General features: G+C 66.1%; 17 protein-coding genes. 12 read left to right on the forward strand and 5 right to left on the reverse strand.

The window, feature by feature from the left end; all coding sequences use genetic code 11:
- The first annotated feature begins 17 nt into the window (after positions 1–17).
- The 3 genes from M5C96_RS08775 to M5C96_RS08785 are packed head-to-tail and all read left to right on the forward strand — an operon-like array spanning position 18 to position 4,465.
- Positions 18–2,384: a Tex family protein gene (locus tag M5C96_RS08775; RefSeq protein ID WP_272568585.1), complete on the forward strand. Its 2,367-nt coding sequence runs from the start codon at positions 18–20 to the stop codon at positions 2,382–2,384.
- A gap of 43 nt (positions 2,385–2,427) precedes the next feature.
- Positions 2,428–3,252 (forward strand): HDOD domain-containing protein, encoded by an 825-nt coding sequence (locus M5C96_RS08780; protein ID WP_272568586.1) that lies wholly within the window; start codon positions 2,428–2,430, stop codon positions 3,250–3,252.
- Between the two features lie 28 nt (positions 3,253–3,280).
- The gene (locus tag M5C96_RS08785) at positions 3,281–4,465 is read left to right on the forward strand and encodes a phospholipase (RefSeq protein ID WP_272569661.1); all 1,185 of its coding nucleotides are present in this window, start codon (positions 3,281–3,283) and stop codon (positions 4,463–4,465) included.
- Between the two features lie 25 nt (positions 4,466–4,490).
- Here M5C96_RS08785 and M5C96_RS08790 read toward each other — a convergent pair whose 3' ends face one another.
- Entirely contained in the window at positions 4,491–5,627 is a 1,137-nt protein-coding gene (locus M5C96_RS08790) for an iron-containing alcohol dehydrogenase (protein ID WP_272568587.1), read from the reverse strand.
- 77 nt (positions 5,628–5,704) lie between these two features.
- Between M5C96_RS08790 and M5C96_RS08795 the strand changes: the two genes are divergently transcribed.
- Together M5C96_RS08795 and M5C96_RS08800 are read left to right on the forward strand one after the other, a co-directional pair.
- Positions 5,705–6,574: a 2-keto-4-pentenoate hydratase gene (locus tag M5C96_RS08795; protein WP_272568589.1), complete on the forward strand. Its 870-nt coding sequence runs from the start codon at positions 5,705–5,707 to the stop codon at positions 6,572–6,574.
- 184 nt (positions 6,575–6,758) lie between these two features.
- The gene (locus tag M5C96_RS08800; protein ID WP_272569662.1) at positions 6,759–7,679 is read left to right on the forward strand and encodes an alpha/beta hydrolase; all 921 of its coding nucleotides are present in this window, start codon (positions 6,759–6,761) and stop codon (positions 7,677–7,679) included.
- A 20-nt stretch (positions 7,680–7,699) separates the two neighbouring features.
- On the opposite strand, the gene M5C96_RS08805 is transcribed toward M5C96_RS08800, so the two are convergent.
- Positions 7,700–8,125 carry a surface-adhesin E family protein gene (locus tag M5C96_RS08805; protein WP_272568590.1) on the reverse strand — a complete coding sequence of 142 codons (426 nt, stop codon included), beginning with the start codon at positions 8,123–8,125 and terminating at the stop codon, positions 7,700–7,702.
- A gap of 195 nt (positions 8,126–8,320) precedes the next feature.
- Here M5C96_RS08805 and phaR point away from each other — a divergent pair, with 195 nt between their 5' ends.
- Positions 8,321–8,860, forward strand: coding sequence for a polyhydroxyalkanoate synthesis repressor PhaR (gene phaR, locus M5C96_RS08810; RefSeq protein WP_272568591.1), 540 nt, complete (start codon positions 8,321–8,323; stop codon positions 8,858–8,860).
- Between the two features lie 102 nt (positions 8,861–8,962).
- Here the strand turns inward: phaR and M5C96_RS08815 are convergent, their stop codons facing one another.
- The gene (locus M5C96_RS08815; protein WP_272568592.1) at positions 8,963–9,928 is read right to left on the reverse strand and encodes a LysR family transcriptional regulator; all 966 of its coding nucleotides are present in this window, start codon (positions 9,926–9,928) and stop codon (positions 8,963–8,965) included.
- Between the two features lie 86 nt (positions 9,929–10,014).
- On the opposite strand from M5C96_RS08815, the gene M5C96_RS08820 reads away from it, so the two are divergent.
- The 6 genes from M5C96_RS08820 (at position 10,015) to M5C96_RS08845 (ending at position 17,491) form a co-directional block, all read left to right on the forward strand.
- A complete protein-coding gene (locus tag M5C96_RS08820) occupies positions 10,015–10,890 on the forward strand; it encodes an amidohydrolase family protein (RefSeq protein ID WP_272568593.1) in 876 nt (291 codons plus the stop codon).
- Positions 10,891–10,913: 23 nt separating this feature from the next.
- Positions 10,914–11,903 (forward strand): Bug family tripartite tricarboxylate transporter substrate binding protein, encoded by a 990-nt coding sequence (locus M5C96_RS08825; RefSeq protein WP_272568594.1) that lies wholly within the window; start codon positions 10,914–10,916, stop codon positions 11,901–11,903.
- 148 nt (positions 11,904–12,051) lie between these two features.
- Positions 12,052–15,135, forward strand: coding sequence for a D-2-hydroxyglutarate dehydrogenase YdiJ (gene ydiJ, locus M5C96_RS08830; protein WP_272569663.1), 3,084 nt, complete (start codon positions 12,052–12,054; stop codon positions 15,133–15,135).
- Between the two features lie 54 nt (positions 15,136–15,189).
- Positions 15,190–15,795, forward strand: coding sequence for a TetR/AcrR family transcriptional regulator (locus M5C96_RS08835; RefSeq protein WP_272568595.1), 606 nt, complete (start codon positions 15,190–15,192; stop codon positions 15,793–15,795).
- Between the two features lie 108 nt (positions 15,796–15,903).
- Positions 15,904–16,704 carry an NADP-dependent oxidoreductase gene (locus tag M5C96_RS08840; protein ID WP_272568596.1) on the forward strand — a complete coding sequence of 267 codons (801 nt, stop codon included), beginning with the start codon at positions 15,904–15,906 and terminating at the stop codon, positions 16,702–16,704.
- Positions 16,705–16,786: 82 nt separating this feature from the next.
- Complete coding sequence (locus tag M5C96_RS08845) at positions 16,787–17,491, forward strand: SDR family oxidoreductase (protein WP_272568597.1); 705 nt, start codon at positions 16,787–16,789, stop codon at positions 17,489–17,491.
- A gap of 720 nt (positions 17,492–18,211) precedes the next feature.
- On the opposite strand, the gene M5C96_RS08850 is transcribed toward M5C96_RS08845, so the two are convergent.
- Together M5C96_RS08850 and M5C96_RS08855 are read right to left on the reverse strand one after the other, a co-directional pair.
- Positions 18,212–19,186, reverse strand: coding sequence for a restriction endonuclease (locus tag M5C96_RS08850; protein ID WP_272568598.1), 975 nt, complete (start codon positions 19,184–19,186; stop codon positions 18,212–18,214).
- 197 nt (positions 19,187–19,383) lie between these two features.
- Complete coding sequence (locus tag M5C96_RS08855; RefSeq protein ID WP_272568599.1) at positions 19,384–20,091, reverse strand: hypothetical protein; 708 nt, start codon at positions 20,089–20,091, stop codon at positions 19,384–19,386.
- Positions 20,092–20,390 lie beyond the last annotated feature (299 nt).

Raw genomic sequence — 20,390 nt, forward strand, 5'->3', positions numbered from 1 at the left:
TCGGGCGCGTTTTCAGCATGCAGAAGATCATCCGGCAGATTGCCGCAGAAATCCGGGTCACCGAGCAGCAGGTGGCCTCCGCCGTCGAGTTGCTCGATGGGGGCGCCACGGTGCCCTTCATCGCGCGCTACCGCAAGGAAGTGACCGGTGGGCTGGACGACATCCAGCTGCGCGAGCTGGAGGCCCGCCTGTCGTACCTGCGCGAGCTGGAAGACCGCCGCGCCGCGGTGCTCAAGGCCATCGACGAGCAGGGCAAGCTGACCGATGCGCTGCGCGCCGCCATCGCGGGCGCACCGACCAAGCAGGAGCTGGAAGACCTCTACCTGCCCTTCAAGCAAAAGCGCCGCACCAAGGGCCAGATCGCCCGCGAGTTCGGCATCGAGCCGCTGGCCGACAAGCTCTTCGCCGACCCCACGCTGGACCCGGCCGCCGAGGCCGCCGCGTTCACCCGCCCCCCCGAGGTGCTGGACGATGGCAAGCCGGGTGCCGACTTTTCCACCGTGCCGGCCGTGCTCGACGGCGTGCGCGACATCCTCTCCGAGCGCTGGGCCGAAGACGCCGTGCTGGTGCAGTCGCTGCGCGAATGGCTGTGGGCCGAGGGTCTGCTGCGCAGCAAGAAGGTCGAGGGCAAGAACGAGGCCGATCCCGAGGTCTCCAAGTTCCGCGACTACTTCGAGTACGACGAGCCCATCGGCCGCGTGCCCTCGCACCGCGCGCTGGCCGTGTTCCGCGGCCGGGCGCTCGAAATCCTGGAGGCCAAGCTGATCCTGCCCGTCGAGCCAGAGCCCGGAAAGCCCAGCATCGCCGAGGGCAAGATCGCCCTGCACCTGGGGTGGAGCCATGCCGGCCGCGCGGCCGACGACCTGCTGCGCAAATGCGTGGGCTGGGCCTGGCGCGTGAAGCTGAGCCTTTCCACCGAGCGCGACCTGTTCGCCCGCCTGCGCGACGAGGCCGAGAAGGTCGCCATCAAGGTCTTCGCCGACAACCTGCGCGACCTGCTGCTGGCCGCGCCCGCCGGCCCGCGCGTGGTGATGGGGCTGGACCCAGGCATCCGCACCGGCGTGAAGGTGGCGGTAGTGGATGCGACCGGCAAGCTGGTGGAGACCGCCACCGTGTTCCCACACGAGCCGCGCCGCGACTGGGAAGGCTCGCTGCACACGCTGGCCAAGCTGGTCGAAAAGCACGGCGTGAACCTGATCGCCATCGGCAACGGCACCGCCAGCCGCGAAACCGACAAGCTGGCCGCCGACCTCATCAAGCTGGCCGCCAAGGCCGAGCGCGCCATCGAGAAGGTGGTGGTGAGCGAGGCCGGCGCCTCCGTCTATTCCGCCAGCGAATACGCCTCGCAGGAGATGCCCGATGTGGACGTGAGCCTGCGCGGCGCCGCCTCCATCGCGCGGCGCCTGCAGGACCCGCTGGCCGAGCTGGTCAAGATCGACCCCAAGAGCATCGGCGTGGGCCAGTACCAGCACGACGTGAACCAGAGCGAGCTGGCCCGCACCCTGGGCACGGTGGTGGAGGACTGCGTGAACTCGGTGGGCGTGGACCTGAACACGGCCAGCGTGCCCCTGCTCAGCCGCGTGTCGGGCCTGTCGGGCAGCGTGGCCAAGGCCGTGGTGCGCTGGCGCGAGGCCAACGGCGCGTTCAAGAGCCGTCGCCAGCTCATGGAGGTGTCGGGCCTGGGCGCCAAGACCTTCGAGCAGAGCGCGGGCTTCCTGCGCATCCGCGGCGGCGAGAACCCGCTGGACATGACGGGCGTGCACCCCGAGACGTACCCCGTGGTCGAGCAGATCATGCAAAAGACCGGCAAGCCGGTGGCCGAGATCATGGGCCGCGTCGACATGCTCAAGACGCTCAAGCCCGAGCTGTTCGCCAACGAGAAGTTCGGCGTCATCACGGTCAAGGACATCCTGGGCGAGCTGGAGAAGCCCGGCCGCGACCCACGCCCGGACTTCAAGGTGGCGCGCTTCAACGACGGCGTGGAGGACATCAAGGACCTCAAGGAAGGCATGGTCCTGGAGGGCACGGTGAGCAACGTGGCGCAGTTCGGCGCGTTCATCGACCTGGGCGTGCACCAGGACGGCCTGGTCCACGTGAGCCAGCTGAGCCACAAGTTCGTCAACGATGCGCGCGAGGTGGTCAAGACCGGCGACATCGTGAAGGTGAAGGTCATGGAGGTGGATGTGGAGCGCAAGCGCATCGGCCTGTCCATGAAGCTCGATGCAGCGCCCCCGCGCAGCGGCGGCGACCGGGGTGCGCCCCGCGACAACCGGTTCGAAGGAGCGGGGCGGGGCCAGCATGCGGCACCGCGCCGCAGCAACGAGCCCGCGCCCCCGTCGGCCATGGCCTCGGCCTTCGCCAAGCTGCAAGGTAATAAGCGGTAAAAGTTGCGTGGATAATCGCCGGACCCTTACTTCCGGCCGTTCCATGGAGCTCATCGCCCTGCTGGGGATTCCCGTCGCGCTGCCGAGCGTGCCGCGCGCGGTGGCGCTGCTGATGAACGAGCTGGCGGCGCCCGAGCCCAACCTGCGCCGCGTCACCCAGCTCTTCGGCACCGACCCGGCCATGGCCGCGCGGCTGCTGGAAGAGGCCAACTCCCCCACGTTCCAGGCCCAGCAGCAAATCAGCGGCATTCCCGAGGCGCTGTCGCTGCTGGGTGTGCAGCAGCTGCGCACGCTGGTGGCGTCCGCGCCGCTGGGCACGACCTCGCGGTCGGTGCCGGGCGTCAACCTGCAGCAGTTCTGGCGCTACAGCCTGCACACGGCCAAGCTGGCGCGGTCGCTGGCCGGCAGCGTGCACCACAACCAGATCGCGGCATACACCGCAGGCCTGCTCCACGGCGTGGGCGAGTTGCTGCTGCACCTGGGCAACCCGGACCGCGTGCAGGCCATCAACCGGCTGGTCGGCCCCTTCGATCCGCGCCGCTCCAAGCTGGAGCAGCGGCTGCTGGGCTACTGCTATTCGCAGGTGAGCGCCGGCATGGCGCGCCGCTGGCAGTTGCCGCAGGTGGTGGTGGATGCCCTGCAGTACCAGAGCGCGCCGTTCGAGAACAGCGTGTACGAGCCCCTGGCCGGCGTGCTGCACCTGGCCGCCTGGCGCGTGCGGGCCCGCGAGGCGGCGCTGGGCGAGAAGGAGCTGGCAGTGTCCTTTCCCGGCGAGGTCGGACTGGCGCTGGGGCTCGATATCGACATGGTGCTGCAGCAGGACCCGATCGACTGGACCGTGCGCCCCGACCCGGGCGACTACGTGTGAACGCCGCGGCGCACCGATGCCCCGGCCGATGAAGGCGCTGCGCATCCACGCGGGGCCGCTGGCGCGGGCGCACATCGCCCGGCACGGCCTGCAGCCCGCCGACATCGGCGTGATCCCGGCCGCGGCTGGCGGACCCAAGGGGCTGGTGCTCGGGCCGCTGGACCGCTTCGTGTTCGGGCACTGGTTGCAAGGCTCCACCCAGCCGGTGCATCTGGTGGGCGCCTCCATCGGCGCCTGGCGCATGGCCACTGCCTGCCTGGACTCGCCCGTGGCCGCGATGGAGCGGCTGGAGCACGCCTACATCCACCAGCACTACGCACCGCCACCCGGCCGCCAGCGCCCCACGGCCGCGCAGGTGAGCGCGCAGTTCGGGCAGGGGCTGCGCGACTTCTACGGTGCGCAGGTGGGGCCGTTGCTCGCGCACCCGCGCTGGCGGCTGCACATCGTGACGTCGCGGGGGCGGCACCTGCTTTCGCGCGAACGCCGGCTGGCCACACCGCTCGGCTACCTGGGCGCGTTCGCCGCCAACGCGGTGCACCGCCGCGCGCTGGGGTGGTGGCTGGAGCGGGTGGTGTTCTCCGGCCCGGCCGGCGATGCCCCCGGGGCCGCCATGGCGCCGCTGCCGTTCGCCACCACCGACTACCCCACGCGGCAGGTGGCGCTGACCGGGGCCAACTTCCTGCCGGCGCTGCAGGCCAGTTGCTCCATCCCCTTCGTGCTGCAGGCGGTGCACGACATTCCGGGCGCGCCGGCCGGTGCCTACTGGGACGGGGGCCTGACCGACTACCACCTGCATCTGCGCTACCGGCCGCTGGCGGACATCGAGCGAATGGATGCTATAAAAAATATAGCGATATGCCCTAGTGTTGATTGTGCTGGAGGCCAAAAACGTTCAGATCCCCCTGGCGCCCTGGTGCTGTACCCGCACTTCCAGCAGAGCGTGGTGCCCGGCTGGCTGGACAAGGGCCTGCGCTGGCGCCACCTAGCCACGCCCGCGCTGGACCGCATGCTGGTGCTGTCGCCGCACCCCGACTGGGTGCGCACGCTGCCGAACGCCAAGCTGCCCGATCGCAACGATTTTCTGCACTACGGCAGCGACCTGGCCGCCCGCGTGCGCGCCTGGAGCGCGGCCACTTCGGCCAGCCGCCAGCTGGCCGACGAGTTCGCCGAATGGCTGCGTTGGCCCGACCCGGCGGCGGTCCTGCCGCTTTGAGGGCGGGCCGCCGCGGCCGCAACGCTCACATCGATTCGGCGAGCATCGCCCGGTAGTCGTCCACGCTGGCCTCGCGCGGGTTGGTCTTGTGGCAGTGGTCGGCCATGGCGCCTTCGATCACGTCGCCGAACAGCGCCTCGGTCACGCCCATCGCGGCCAGGCCCGTGGGCAGTCCCAGTCGCGCGCTCATGTCGCGGATGGCCTCGGGGATGTCGCCCGCGGACGCCAGCCCCATGGCGTGGGCCATGCGCTCCAGGCGCCGGTCTTTCTGCACGGCGGGGTCCTGCGCGTTGAAGCGCACCACGGCGGGCAGGAACACCGCGTTCAGCGTGCCGTGGTGCAGCCGCGGGTTCACGCCGCCCAGGCTGTGGCTCAGCGAATGCACGCAGCCCAGCCCTTTCTGGAACGCCATCGCGCCCTGCATGCTCGCGCTCATCATGTTCAGGCGGGCCTCGCGGTCGCTGCCGTCGCGCGTGGCGCGTTCGATGTGGGCCCAGCCGCGCGTGAGGCCTTCCAGCGCGATGCCGTCGGCCGGTGGGTTGAAGGCCGAGGACATGAAGGTCTCCATGCAGTGCGCGATCGCATCCATGCCGGTGGCGGCCGTCAGCGCGGGCGGCAGGCCCAGGGTCAGGCCCGGGTCGCAGATGGCCGTCTTGGGCACCAGGTGCCACGAGTGGAAGCCCAGCTTGCGGTGGTCGTCCACGATGATGATCGCGCCGCGCGCCAACTCGCTGCCGGTGCCGGCGGTGGTGGGCACGGCAATCAGCGGCACGGCGCGCTCGGTGATGCGCGGCGAGCCGCCCTCGATGGTGGCGTAGTGCGTGAGCGGCCCTTCGTGCGTGGCCGCGATGGCGATGCCCTTGGCGCAGTCGATGGCCGAGCCGCCGCCCACCGCGATGAGGCCGTCGCAACCGTGGTCGCGGTACACCTGCACGGCGGCGCGCACGGCCGCTTCGGTGGGGTTGGAGGGCGTCTGGTCGAACACGGCCACGGGCACGCCGGCCAGTGCATCCAGCGCGTGCTGCAGCACGCCGGCGGCTTTCACGCCGGGGTCGGTCACCACGAGCGGGCGCGTGATGCCCACGCGGTCGCACTCCTGTTTCAGGAGCTGGATGGCGCCGAATTCGAACTGGATCTGGGTGACGTAGTAGATGAAGGCCATGGTGGATTGCGAGGATGCGCCCAAGGCGCGGTTGTGGTTAGCATGCCGGCCAGCCAATCTACAACCGGGAGCCTTCCATGGCCATGCAGCAAACCCTCATCGCCGCCGTGCTGGCGGTCGCCTGTGCGACAACCGCCCAGGCCGAATGCCTGAGCGACGTCCAGGTGGCCGAACTGGCCGCCCATTACTCGGGCAGGACGCCCGCCGCCAACCTGCCGCCCCTGAGCGATGCCGATGCCGCCTGCACGCGCGCCAAGTTCAATGCCTTGCTGGCGCACCGCCTGGGCCGGGTGGTGGGCTACAAGGCGGGGCTGACCAACCCTGCGGTGCAAAAGCGCTTCGGCACCGACAAGCCGGTGTGGGGCAAGCTGTACGAAGGCATGGTGCTGCGCGACGGCGCCTTGGTGGATGCGGCGTTCGGCGCCCGCCCGCTATTCGAGGCCGACATGCTGGTGCGCGTGAAGAGCGCCGCCATCAACCATGCGCGCACGCCGATGGAGGTGCTGGAGCACATCGATCAGGTCATCCCCTTCATCGAGCTGCCCGACCTGCTGGTGCAGGCGCCGCCCCAACTCAACGGGGCCGGTGTGGCGGCCATCAACGTGGGGGCGCGGCTGGGCGTGGCTGGCGCCCCCATCGCCGTGCCGCGCCTGCGCGCGGAGCGCTATGCGATGGTGGACGCTCTCCAGAACATGGCGGTGACGCTCACCGATGGCCAGGGCGCGCGGCTGGGCGGCGGCAGGGGCAGCGACATCCTGGGCCACCCGCTCAACGCCGTCGTCTGGCTGGCCGAGGCGCTGGCCAAGGAGGACATCATCCTGCAGCCGGGCGATCTCGTGAGCCTGGGGTCGTTTTCCGCGCTGCTGCCGCCGCGGCCGGGGCTGGAGGTCACCGCTACGTTCGACGGGTTGCCGGGTGCAGCGCCGGTGCACGTGACGTTCCGGTGATGCGCTGCCGTTGAGCGAGCGCCGGGAACGCTGACGGGGGGTGAATAACCCGGCCCGGCATGGGCCAAGGCCAAGTTGCGGGATGATCGGGCGCTTGTCCTTTTGGCCCCTTCTTTGCCACCCCGCGGGGTGGCCCGCGACCGTGACACCTTCCGCCCCGTCCCCCGCCCGGCTCACCCCGCAGATGCGCAGCGTCATCGACCGCATGGAGCGCGCCGGCAGGCCGCCCCTGCACACGCTGCCCCCGGCCGAGGCCCGCGCCGCCTACGAGGCCGGCGCCGGCGTGCTCGAAGTGCCCAAGGCAGCCCTCGAACGCGTGGAAGACCTGCACATCCCCGCCCGCGACGGCCACGCCTTGCCGGCCCGCCTGTACGCTCCCACGCGCGGTGCGCCGTTGCCGGCGCTGCTGTACCTGCACGGTGGCGGCTTCACCATCGGCAGCGTGGCCACGCACGACGTGCTGTGCCGGGAGCTTTCGCGCCTGTCGGGCTGCATGGTGGTGTCGCTGGACTACCGGCTGGCACCGGAGCACCGGTTTCCCACGGCCTCCAACGATGCGTGGGATGCGCTGGCCTGGCTCGCGGCCCAGGCCCACGCGCTGGGCGCCGACCCGGCGCGCATCGCCGTCGGGGGCGACAGCGCGGGCGGCACGCTGTCCGCCGTCAATGCCATCCTGGCGCGCGATGCCGGCCTGCCGCTTGCGCTGCAGCTGCTGTTCTACCCCGGGTGCACCGCGCACCAGGACACGCCCTCGCACGCCGCGTTCGCCCACGGCCTGGTGCTGGAGGAGCCCGCCATCACCTGGTTCTTCGGCCACTACGTGCGCGGGCCCGCGGACCGCGACGACTGGCGCTTCGCCCCGCTGAACGCGCCCGACGTCGACGGCGTGGCGCCGGCCTGGATCGGGCTGGCCGAATGCGATCCGCTGGTGGACGAAGGCGTGGCGTATGCCGACAAGCTGCGCGCCGCCGGCGTGGCGGTCGATCTGGAGATCTACCGAGGCGTGACGCACGAGTTCATCAAGATGGGCCGCGCGATCCCGGAAGCCCGCCAGGCGCATGCGGATGCGGCGCGGGCGCTGCGCACGGCGTTCAGGCTGGCCTGAGCGGGGCTGGCCGTGCCGGCTCAGCGCTTCCTGCAGGAGGCGGTGATCAGCTTGCGCGCCGGCTCGCCGGGGATGCCGGCGAAGGACACCGGCGCCTCGTCTTCCTTGAATTCCTCGCGCGCGGTCACGGGGCCCTGCCACACGGGCTCGGCGTAGTAGTTCAGGGCCAGGTACCACCCCTTTTGCGTGCCGCAGTCGATCACGGCCACGCCCTTGAACGAGCGGTAGGGGTGTTTGCGGTAGCTGGAGCGCTGGGTGCTGCGCGACACGCGCACTTCCATGGTGAACTGGTTCTGCCAGGGAATCTGCGTGGGGTTGATCTGCACCAGGTCACCCGTCTTGTCTTCCGGAAAGCCCTGGATCGTGAGCCATTGTTCGTCGGTTTGCGCGTGTGCCTGTGCTGTCAGGAGCAGGGCCGCTAACAGAGCAGGGCGAAGGGGGGACACGGGGCCTCCAAGGATGGGGTGCAAATGGTGCAGCGGCGAATCTTATGCGATCTGCGCCGCCTCGCATTGACGTGGATCAAGGCGGCAAAGCCGCATCAGGGTAATCCTGCGAAGGGGCGCGCTGCTGCGCTCCCTAAAATCGGTTGCACTGCAAACGATCAAAATCATGGGTGCCCCGCACCCCAGGAGCCCGCTGTGCCAGAAACCACGTCCCCCCCAACCCCCTCGACCGCACAGCAGAGGATCATCAAGAAGTACCCCAACCGCCGGCTGTACGACACCTCCACCTCCACCTACATCACCCTGGCCGAGGTCAAGCAACTCGTGATGGCGGGCGAGCAGGTCGTGGTGCGCGATGCCAAGACCAGCGAAGACCTCACGCGCAGCATCCTGCTGCAGATCATTCTGGAAGAGGAAGCCGGCGGCGCGCCCATGTTCACCGAGGCCGTACTGGCCAACATCATCCGTTTCTACGGCCACGCCATGCAGGGCTTCATGGGCGCCTACCTGGAAAAGAACGTGCAGGTGTTCACCGACATCCAGGCCAAGATGGCCGAGCAGTCCAAGGGCATCACGCCCGAGATGTGGTCGCAGTTCATGAACCTGCAGTCGCCCATGTTCAAGGGCATCATGGGCAGCTACGTGGACCAGTCGCAGGCCATCTTCACGCAGATGCAGGAGCAGATGCAAAAGCAGACCGAGCAGATGCTCGGCGCCTTCGGCATCAAGCGCTGAAGGCAGGCCCCAGAGCCCGGGGAAGGGCCTGGGAGCCGTAGCCCTGGGCCCGTGCGGCGGCGTAGGCCATGGACGGACTTCGCCCAGCGCAGCGGCGCGCCATCAGTCCTGCACGTGGGATTTCCGGTGGGCGTCCTGGAAGATCCGGTGGATCAGTTCCCTGAACCACTTGTGCCCCGGATCGTGGTCGTTGCGGGGATGCCAGACGGCGTCGATGGACAGCGCCAGCTCCGGCAACGGCATGGGAAAGGCAACGCAATTCGATCCGGAAAGCACGCTGTCCATCCAGTGCGCCGGCATGACCGCGATCAGGTCGGTGGATTCGATCACCGGCACCATGCCCTGCCACGTGGGCACCTGCACCATGACCCGGCGTGCCAGGCCGCGTTCGGCCAGCAGTTCGTCCAGGATGTTGCTGCCCACCCCTGACACCTTGAGGTGCCCCAGTTCGAGGTACTTTTCCAGCGTGAGCGGGGTGGAGGCGGCAGGGTGGCCCTTTCGCATCAGCACCATCCAGCGGTCATCCAGAATGCGCCGCGAGGCCGAGAGAACGGAGTGCCCCCGCGACACCGAGAGCCTGATTTCCACCCCTTCGTACTCGACGCGGTCCGACGGCTGGCGCATCTCGAATGACTGCACCGACAGGCTGATGCCGGGCGCCACGGAACACAGCTCCGTGCACAGGCGCGGCAGCAAAAGGACCCCCACGTAGTCGGACACGCGCAGAAGAAACGTTCTGCGCGCCGTGCCGGGATCGAACGCGCCGGCCACGCCGATGGCGTTCTCGATTTCGCTGAAAGCCTTGCGGAAACGCGTCGCCAGGCGAACGGCTTCCGGGGTCGGAACCATGCCCTCTGCCGTGCGCAACATCAGCGGGTCATTGAACTGCTCGCGCAGGCGTCGCAGTGCGTGGCTGACGGCGGAAGAGGTCAGGTTGAGCCGGGCCGCCGCCTTGGCCACGCTGCGCTCCTCCACCAGCGCCTCGAACATCACCAGCAGGTTCAGATCGATTTTGCGAAGGTTGACGACCGTGCGGTCCTGCTGGGCAGGGAGGTGAATTTTGTTCATCTTGATGATGATGGTAATGAATTTGACTAACCACCCCTGCGGCAAAAACAATCCGGTCAGCAGTTCAACCCGACCGTTTGGAATCCATGCCCATCACAGACCGCCACGGCGCGACCCATCAGGCGCCGCCTGGTGAAACAGAAAGAGTCTTTCCGCAAGGGGCGTGCGACACGCACCTTCACGTCTTCGGATCCCCCGGCGAATTTCCGTTCATCGCCGAGCGCGCCTACACCCCGCCACCTGCCACGATCGAGCAGTACTGGTCTGCCTACCGCCCTTTGGGAATGGACCGGTGCGTTCTGGTGCAGCCCAGCGTGTATGGGCGCGACCACTCGCTCTTGAAGCGGACATTGGGCGACGCGGCCGCGGGCAGCATGCGCGGCGTGGCCGTGATCTTCGAGGACACGCCGGACACCGAGATTGAGGAACTTCACCGGCTGGGCGTGCGGGGGGCGCGATGCAATGCGCTGTTCAGCGGGGGCGTTTCGATCGCCAGCGTGCAGTCGATTGCCGATCGGGTGAAGGGGCTGGGTTGGCACGTTCAACTGCTCGTCAATATCGATGAGGACATCCGCCTCGTTCAGGGCCTCGCAGAGAAGGGCATGACCGTGGTGGTGGACCACTTCGGCCATCCCTCGGACTGCAGCGACATCGACAGCCGGGGCATCCGGAGCCTGCGGAGCCTGATGCGGGAAGGGTGCGCCTGGGTCAAGTTCTCGGGCGCCTACCGGATCTCTGCGGCGGCATCCGGCGTGGACCCTGCCGTGCTGCCGCTGGCGCACAGCCTGGTGCAGGCCAATCCCCACCGCATCGTCTGGGGATCGGACTGGCCCCACCCCGGCATCGACGCCACATCCATCGCCAGCGCGGAACTGGCAAGCCTCATCACCCACTGGTTTCCCGAAGAAATCAGGCGCAAGGCGCTGGTCGACAACCCGACCCGGCTTTATTGGGAAGACTGATTTTTCTAAAAAGGAGACATGGCATGTTCAATGCACCATCCAGCCGCAGAGGCTTCTTGCAAGGCGCCGCATCGCTCGCGGCATGTTCCATGACGGTCCCGTCCGGGGCCCAGAACCGCTTTCCCTGGAAACCGATCACGCTGGTGGTGCCCTTCGCGCCCGGCGGGAATGTGGATATCGTCGCGCGCTCGCTGGGCGTGCCGCTGACCAAGTGGGTCGGGCAGTCCGTGATCGTGGACAACCGTGCGGGCGGCGGGGGCGCCGTCGGAACGAGCACGGTAGCGCGGGCCGAGGCTGACGGGCACACCTTGCTGGTGGCAACGCCCGGGCAGTTGGGCACCCTTCCGGAGATCATCAAAACGCCTTACAAGGCCGACAGCCTGGTGCCGGTGGCGGTGCTCAGCCGCACACCGGTCGTCGTGGTCGTGCGTGCCAACGACCCGCGGTTCAAGACCGCGGCCGATTTCATCAAGGCCGTGAAGTCCACGAGCCAGGGCGTGGCGGTCGGCCACGCGGGGCCGGGCTCTCCCAATCACCTGGCGTTGCTCCAGTTCGAGGATTCCGCCCAGGCCCAGGTCAATGCGGTGCCCTACAAAGGATCGGGGCCGGCTTTGGTGGACCTGATGGGCGGCCAGATCGACGCGGTGATCGATCAGATCACCAGCTCCACCCCGCACATCAAAGGTGGCGCGCTCCGCGCACTGATGGTGCTGGGACCGCAGGCGGGCGGGCTGCTCGCGAGCGTGCCGACGCAGGCCCAACTGGGCTTGCCGGTGTTCGATGCGACCACCTTCGTCGGGGTCTTCGCGCCCAAGGCGACGCCTGCCGCCAACGTTGCCAGCCTGCATGAATGGATCACCAAATCGGTGGCCCAGCCGGAGTTCACCAACGTGATCCGGGATCTGGGCAGCGAGCCGGTGGGGGAGGGCGGGGCCGCGCTGCAACGGCTGGTGAGTGGCGAAGTCGCCCTGGCCACGCGAATGGTCAAGCAAGGACGGCTCAAAGCCGACTGAGCCGTCACGTGGGCTTTGGCGTGAGGCCCGGCCACACCCAGCCTGCCGAGGCCATCGCCCCCCGCCCTTTCGATGCGCCGCGCTCGGCCCTTGACGGGGCCACGCGGCGCAGGGCGCTTCTTTTCGTCATCGCAGGACCCTGAAATTGATTGCAATCATTCCAGCCCCGGCGCCGCTGGACGGCGACTACCCGCGTTTTCTACAGGCATTGGCCGCCGAGGGTTTCCGGGGCGAAATCACATCGCAATACGCGGACCGCACCGTGCTGGCGACAGACAACTCGATCTATCAGCGGCTGCCCCAGGCCGTGGTCTTACCGCGGGATGCCGCGGACGTCGAAACCCTCGCGAAGCTGCTCGCCAGGCCGGAGCACCGGCGGGTGGTGGTTTCTCCGCGGGGCGGCGGCACGGGCACCAACGGGCAATCCCTGACCGATGGCATCGCCGTGGATCTTTCCCGGCATCTCAACCAGATCCTGTGGATCGATCCCGTGCGCAGGGTGGCCCGGGTGCAGGCCGGCGTCGTCAAGGACCAGTTGAATGCGGCGCTGAAAGCGCATGGATTGTTCTTTGCCCCCGAACTGTCCACGTCCAACCGCGCCACGATCGGCGGCATGATCAACACCGACGCCAGCGGCCAGGGCAGTTGCACCTACGGCAAGACCCGCGACCACGTGCAGGTGCTGGACATGGTCCTGCTGGGGGGCGTGCGGTTTGCCAGCCGGTCGGTCGATACCGGGGAACTGCCGTTGCGATTGAAGGAAAGTGGCCTGGTGGGCGACGTCTGGCGCTGCGCGCACCGGATCGCCACGGAGCATGCCGAGCTGATCGAGGCGCGCTTTCCCAAGCTCAATCGCTGCCTGACCGGCTATGACCTGGCGCACCTGAAAGAGCCCGGCGGTTGCTTCAACCTCAACAGCGTTTTGTGTGGGGCGGAAGGCTCGCTGGGCTTCGTCGTCGAGGCGGAAATCGGCCTGCTGCCCATCCCCCGCCATTCCATGCTGGTCAATGTGCGTTACGCCAGCTTCATGGATGCGCTGCGCGATGCGCGGGTGTTGATGGAGCACCGCCCGTTGTCGATCGAGACGGTCGATTCGCGGGTCTTGATGCTAGCGATGGAGGACATCGTCTGGCAGGACGTGGCGGAATACTTCCCTGCCCAGGCCGACCCGGCGCCGACGCGTGGCATCAACCTGGTCGAATTCTGCGCGGACTCGGAGGACGAGGTGCGCACTCGCGTGGCGGCCTTCACGGGGCACCTCGCCCGCAACCCCACCGTGAGCCGCATCGGTCACACCATTGCATCGGGCCGCACGGCCGTCGACAAGGTCTATGCCATGCGCAAGCGCGCCGTCGGCTTGCTGGGCAACGTGCAGGGTGAGGCCCGGCCCCAGCCTTTCGTCGAAGACACGGCCGTGCCGCCAGAGAAGCTCGCCGACTACATCGAAGAGTTCAGGGCATTGCTGGACCGCCATGGGCTGAGCTATGGCATGTTCGGCCACGTGGATGCGGGTGTGCTGCACGTCCGGCCCGCCCTGGACCTGAAGAACCCCGCCCATGCGGCGCTGATCCGAACCATTTCCGACGAGGTCGCCGGGCTGACCCTGAAATACGGTGGTGTACTCTGGGGCGAGCACGGCAAGGGAGTCCGTTCCGAATACGCGCCGAAGTATTTCGGTCCCCTGTATGCGGCACTGCAGGCGCTCAAGGCGGCATTCGATCCGCACAACCAGCTCAATCCGGGAAAGATCGCCACGCCCGCAGGCCAGAGTGCCCGGCTGCTGCGCATCGATGAGGTGCCGTTGCGTGCCGACGCCGATCGACAGATCGATGAGCGGGTGTGGCAGAGCTATGCCAGCGCCGTCCATTGCAACGGCAATGGCGCTTGCTACAACTTCGATCAGGACGACGCGATGTGCCCGTCATGGAAGGCCACGCGCGAACGCAGGCACTCCCCGAAAGGGCGTGCTTCGCTGCTGCGCGAGTGGCTGCGCCTGCAGGGCCAGGCGGGGGTGGATGTTCTGGCGGTGGCTGCGCGGCAACCCTCGTTCCTGGCCGGATTGGCCAGGCGCTGGCGCAACAGCCGCGAACGCGCTGCTAATGGAATGGACCGTTCCAACGACTTTTCCCACGAGGTGTACGAGGCGATGTCTGGTTGCCTGGCGTGCAAGTCGTGCGCGGGGCAATGCCCTGTCAAGGTCAACGTTCCGGACTTCCGTGCGCGCTTTCTGGCGCTGTATCACACGCGGTATGGAAGGCCGTTGAAGGACTACCTCATCGGCTCGCTCGAATTCAGCGTTCCCTATCTGGCACGCATTCCATGGCTCTACAACGGTGCCATGTCCAATGCGCTGGTGCGCCGGATGCTGGAGCGCCATGCAGGCATGGTGGACAGCCCGCTGTTGAGCCGCTTCGACTTCCAGGCCGCGTTGAGCCGCTGGGGCGTGCGCCGCGCCACGCCATCGTTGCTGGCCGCGCTGACGGACGCGCAACGCGCCCGGTCCGTGATCCTGGTGCAGGACGCTTTCACGCGCTATTTCGAAACGCCCGTGTTTTCCGCGTTCATCGAGTTGGCGTCCCGGCTGGGGTACACGGTCTGGCTGGCCCCATTCATGCCCAACGGCAAGCCGCTTCATGTGCTGGGCTTTCTGCAGGCCTTCGATCGAACGGCGTCCAAAAACGCGGAGATGCTTGGCGCTCTGGCATCGCATGGCGTGCCGCTGGTCGGCCTCGATCCTGCCATGACGCTCGTGTACCGCCAGGAATACGCGAAGCTGCCGTCTTTGCAAAAGCCGCCGGGCGTCCTGCTTGCGCAGGAATGGCTGCTGCAAGCCCTGCCCGTGCGGGCGTCCGGATCTCCTTCGGGAGACTTTCAGCTACTGAACCACTGCACCGAAAAAACGACCGCCCCTGCCGCCGCAGCGCTGTGGCCCCAGGTCTTCGCCCGTGCCGGTTTGAAGCTCAGTCCGCGGGCCAGTGGCTGCTGCGGCATGTCGGGAACCTACGGACACGAAAGCCTGAACGTGCAGACCTCGCGCCTCATCTACTCTCAATCGTGGGGGCCGATATTGAACGCCGAGCCGGCGCGACAGACGGAGTTCCTGGCCACCGGCTATTCCTGCCGCAGCCAGGCCAAGCGGATGGACGACCGGCGTTTGCGGCATCCCGTGGAAGTCCTGCTTCAGTTCTATGCACAGCGGGAAACTTCCGCTCCTGTCGGCACGGGTTGCTGAGCGCGTGCATCCGGCCGCTTTTCACCTGCCAGTGCACAATTGGCAAATAAAGGTATGATGAGCGTCATGCGAAAAGGGAAGAACAATGCCCGGACCGCTGCCAAAGAGGCCTCGCACGAACGCATCGTGCAGGCTGCTGCGCGCGCCATCCGGCGCAGCGGCTATGACGGCACCGGCGTGGCCGACATCATGAAAGAGGCGGGTTTGACGCACGGTGCGTTCTATGCCCATTTCGAGTCTCGCGAAGCCATGCTGGCCGAAGCGGCAGACCGTGCCGGAGCCGACGCCAACGCCGCCGCTGCGCGCATCGTCGCAGCCGTGCCGCCAGAGCAGTCCTTGCAAGCGCTGATGCAGGTCTATCTGTCCAAAGAGCATCTGGCGGCTATCGAGACAGGCTGCCCGGTTTCCGCCCTGGGCTCCGAGATGCCGCGCCAATCGCCCGAAGTGCGTCGCGCGGCCACGCTTCGCATCAAGGAGATGATCGATCTGGTGGCCCGTCAGTCGCCCGATTGGGGACAGCCTGGCGCCCACGAGCGCGCGTTGGTGACCGTGGCCACCATGGTGGGCACGTTGGTGCTGGCCCGTGCCGTTGATGATGCGGCGTTGTCGGACTCGCTGTGCAGCGCCGCGTTGAAGAGCCTGGCCCCGTCCGGTGCGTGAGCTCACCGGGCTTTTTTTGCTCATAAATATGATGGTCATCATTTCAAAAGGCCTGTCAGCCAATGCTGTCGGGTTCGTCATTTGCACTGCCTGGAAAAAGGAAATCCCATGAAAGCTTTCGTCCTGAACCGCTACGGAAAGACCGAGCGCTTGCGCGCCGCCGATGTGCCTGCGCCGGACTTGCGTGACGACGAGGTGCTGATCCAGGTTCACGCGACCGCCGTGAACCTGCTGGATGCCAAGATCCGCAGTGGCGAGTTTAAGCTCATCCTGCCGTATCGCACCCCCTTCATCCTGGGCCACGATGTGGCCGGCGTGGTGGTGCGTGTCGGACCGCGTGTCCACCAGTTCAAGGTGGGCGACGAGGTGTACGCCAGGCCCGATGACTTGCGCATCGGCACGTTCGCCGAATTCGTGGCCGTGAAGGAAGACTCGGTGGCGATGAAGCCCAGGAACATCACCATGGAAGAGGCTGCATCCATCCCCTTGGTGGGCTTGACGGCTTGGCAGGCGCTGGTCGAAAAGGCAAAGCTCAAGAAGGGGCAGAAGGTTTTCATCCAGGCAGGCTCCGGGGGCGTGGGCACGTTTGCCATCCAATTAGCCAAGCACCTGGGCGCGACGGTTGCCACCACCACCAGCACCGGTAACGTCGCTCTGGTGAAGCGCCTGGGCGCGGATGTCGTCATCGACTACAAGAACGAAGCCTTTGAAGACCACCTGAGCGGCTACGACGTGGTGCTGAACAGCCAGGATGGCAAGGGCCAGTTGCGGCAGATCACGCCGCTGATCGAGTCGGGCGCCATCCGCCCGGTGATCGACCAGGTCTTCCCCTTCGAATCCACCAACGATGCCCTGGCCTACGTCGAAAGCGGCCGAGCCAAAGGCAATGTGGTCATCAAGGTTCGATGAACCGTTCCATCGAACCACATCGCACGTCCGTGAATATGACGATCGTCATTTGAAATCTCAATCCAACCCTTTGGAGCTCCCCATGCACCTTGAAAACTCCGTCGTCCTCGTCACGGGCGCCAACCGCGGCATCGGCCTTGCCTTCGCGCGCGAACTGCTTGCGCGAGGTGCTCGCAAGGTTTACGCCGCCGCGCGCGACGCCGCCACCGTCACCTTGCCCGGCGTGCAGGCCCTGCGGCTCGACGTCACCAAGCCCGAGGAGGTCGCTGCTGCGGCCCAGCAGGCCGCCGACGTGAACCTGGTGATCAACAACGCGGGCATTGCCCAGCCGGGTGGTTTTCTGGATCAGGACAGCGACGCGGTGGCGCGCCGCATTTTTGAAACGAACTTTTTTGGTGTGCTGAACGTGAGCAAAGCGTTTGCGCCCGTGCTCCAGGCGAATGGCGGTGGCGCACTGCTCAACGTTCTGTCGGTGGCGTCGTGGGTCAATGGTGGAGATCTGGCCGCTTATTCGGCCAGCAAGTCGGCGGCGTGGTCGTTGACCAACGCACTGCGCCATGAGTTGGCCGGGCAGAAGACCCAGGTGCTGGGCCTGCACATGGCGTATGTGGACACCGACCTCACCAGGGGTTTCGAGGTCCCGAAAAGCAGCGCCGAGGAGATCGTGCAGCGTGCACTCGACGGACTGGAGGCAGGCGCCGATGAGGTACTGGCCGACGTGCTCACGCAGCAGGTGAGGCAGGGCCTGACAGCGCCGCGCCCGGTCTACCTGCCCCAGGCCCTTTGAGCCCCGGGCACACCGGCATGCCACTCGACACACTCCCTGCCCCTGCCTTAAAGCGTGGCGCCAGCGCGTGATCACGGCGCCCGGGGTGGGATGCGGGGGCTTTGGAGAATCGCATGCCCGGTGCGCAGATGGCCGAGTCGATGCCAGACAGGGCCTCGGAACCCATGATTTCAAGGGTGGAGATGCAGCGCGGCTGAGGTCAATTCCTGACCTCATTTACAATGTCCGGTTATCTTGCCCGCCGGGCCGTCCTGCGAAACCCAAATGAAATCAGATACTTACGATGAAATCGCGACGCCAGAGACGATGAAGGTCCCCAAGGTAGGCTTCGTCAGTCTTGGCTGCCCATAGGCGTCTGTAAATATACTTTTCAAAAGCTCTCAGTTCAGGGCTTTTTCATTTGGCGATGGCTGCTTTGCAGCGGATGCGGTCGGTCGACGGAGGACCGCCCCCGACGGTGGGATGCAAAGCGATACGCGAAGCCGGTCAAGGCTAGCAAGTTACTATTGAAGCAGGCGATCGGAGCTATGGCGGTCGCGTTGGAAGGCGGCCAAATCGCAACCGCAACCATGGCGCCGAAGTCAGCAGGCTGACGGCCTAAGCGGGATTGATTTGGCGCCGAGGGTCCTTGGTCCTGATAGCAGTTGTCCCGCCAATGCACAGGAGCGCCAGCGGCGCCAACGCGTTCGGCCTCTTCGACCTTGCAACGCAAGCGCTTGGTCAGGGTAGTTGAACGTCCAGCAGGGCGAGAGCGTCAGCGGCCTGCCGAAGCGCATCGGATCGCTCCTGCTCGAGCCGCTGGGGGTAAGGCGGGTCGATCACGTGGGCCTTGCAAAGCGGGTCGTTGCATTGACAGCGCCGGATGGCTTTCGCTCTGATGCCTTCGTCGAGCGTTATGCGCAGCGTGTTGAGCATTTTCGAGCAACTCGTGAGCCCCGCAGAGACGCGCGCGTTCGGGAATACGTGGCTTGGCGGCACGCGTGAAATGATCGCCCCCTCGCGGTCGCGCCAAATGCCGGTGTTAAGTGCCCCAATGGTGTCCGCGATGGCCTGCCTGAATGCCGGCATTGAGCTTTCGCAGTGGATTGGCGTTTGGAAAGCAGGCCGGTTGAACAGCCGCGCGACAAGCAAACCAGCCTCTTTCTCGGTCGCAGGATCGAGCTCCAGCATGAACTTGCGAAGCGCCGCCTCGTCATCGGGTAACGGGTCGTTGTGGAAGAAGCGGTTAAGGACTGACGGCGCGTGAAAGCGCAGGTGCTCCTCGAAATCCGGGCCAGACCACACTTGGCAAATCTTGATCTTCTTGGAGTCCGCGTGGGCCTTGCACTCGTCTTTGGTATCGGCACTCACGTCCCCCCCGGCTATCACGATGACCTCGTGGGGCGGCGTGGCTTGGGTGTTCGTAAGTCGGTCGATGTCTTTCTTGGCTTTGGCCAGCGTGAACTTCTGCCAGTTCGCGCACGCGACCACGACAGTGGCCGCGTTGCCAAGTTCATCCTCGCAGACGCCGATGATGTCGCGCCCCTTGTCGCCGCCGGTTTGCCCGTACCAGTTCAGCGAGCGCCATGCCCGCATGCGCATAAGCGTTGCGAAGACCATGCGCTCGAAGTCGCGGCCCGACAAATTTTTGAAGTGGATGGGGTGAACCGTGCCCGTGAAGATGAGTTTGGAGCTTTTGGGCTTTGATGTCGACATGACTAAGATTGGACTGCTGAGCTTAACTACTGAAGCCGATAGTACGCCTTCGACGGCGAAAACCGGATGACTGCACCCGCTGCACCGCAGCGGCAGCAGTCCTTCTCGTCGCACCTCTCTCTGGGCTTAGAGCTGGCCCCGTTCGTTTGAATAGATTCTGCAGCGTTCGCTTGCAAATCCAGCGTCATTACCAGACGTCAAAGAGATTTGCCGCAATCGGGTAGCCCGTGCGCAGAAAAATCGTAGTGCCTTACGTTGACTTTGGACGAGTTTGCTATCGGCTCAAGTGAAAGCGCGATCTTCTTGAGTTGACTTCGTTTGCTCGACAACCACCACGTCAGCGGGTCAATTTTGGACGCCATCCCCTTCTGATTCGGAACGAATATGCCCAGTGGAAAATCAACGCCTGCACGACGGTGCGCGTTTAGGACTTCACATAGAGCACCTGCAGCAAGATCGGCAATAGCCACGAAATCCTCGACGTCCCGAGTGCCACTGTCGGAAGCAGTCGTCCCGACTCGCAGGTGGCCGAGCGCGTGCTCGAGATACGCGCTCATGATCCGACCGGATGCTTCGGTAAGTTGTCGCAATCGCTGATCGTTGGCCGCGATCTCGTCTTGGTCGCTAATCCAGACGATGTTTTGCCCCGGGCGCGATAGGCCAGCGACGAGCAAGGCGGCGACATGGCATATGCGCAGCAACTTCCCTTCCACCTTTGGTAGCCAATTGGAAAGAATATCTCCGTCGCCGTTTACCCGCTTATCATCACCGGTCTGCTGAAAGAGACTTTTGATTCTCTTGTCCACGAGCACTACTAAGAGAAGACCTTGAATTTTCTCGGCAGCGTCTATGAAGCCGGGCAATGCAGCCGCGCGCTTCTTGTCACCAAGGTTCTTGAAGGCCATCCTTCTGCCGTTCGGCAAGTTGGTCCTTCGCAGGGTATGCCTTGCATCGAGCCATGGCTGGAGTCGATCTGAGTCAGCAATCACGAATCCGAGAGCCTCGAAGTCGGACGTGGAGTGCTGCCCTGTAGTCAGAGCCAATCAACAAAGTACGCGCATGACCGAAGTCCGGCAGTGCAAACCGATCTGCAAGGTCAATGGATTTCATTAGCGCGCTGACGACATTCATTGCGCCGAGTTCTGGCCGGTCCCTTAGCCTCCAGTTGCTTCCAAGCATGGCAATCTCAATCCTATTTAGAAAT

Source organism: Acidovorax sp. GBBC 1281, assembly GCF_028473645.1.
Taxonomy (GTDB): domain Bacteria; phylum Pseudomonadota; class Gammaproteobacteria; order Burkholderiales; family Burkholderiaceae_C; genus Paracidovorax.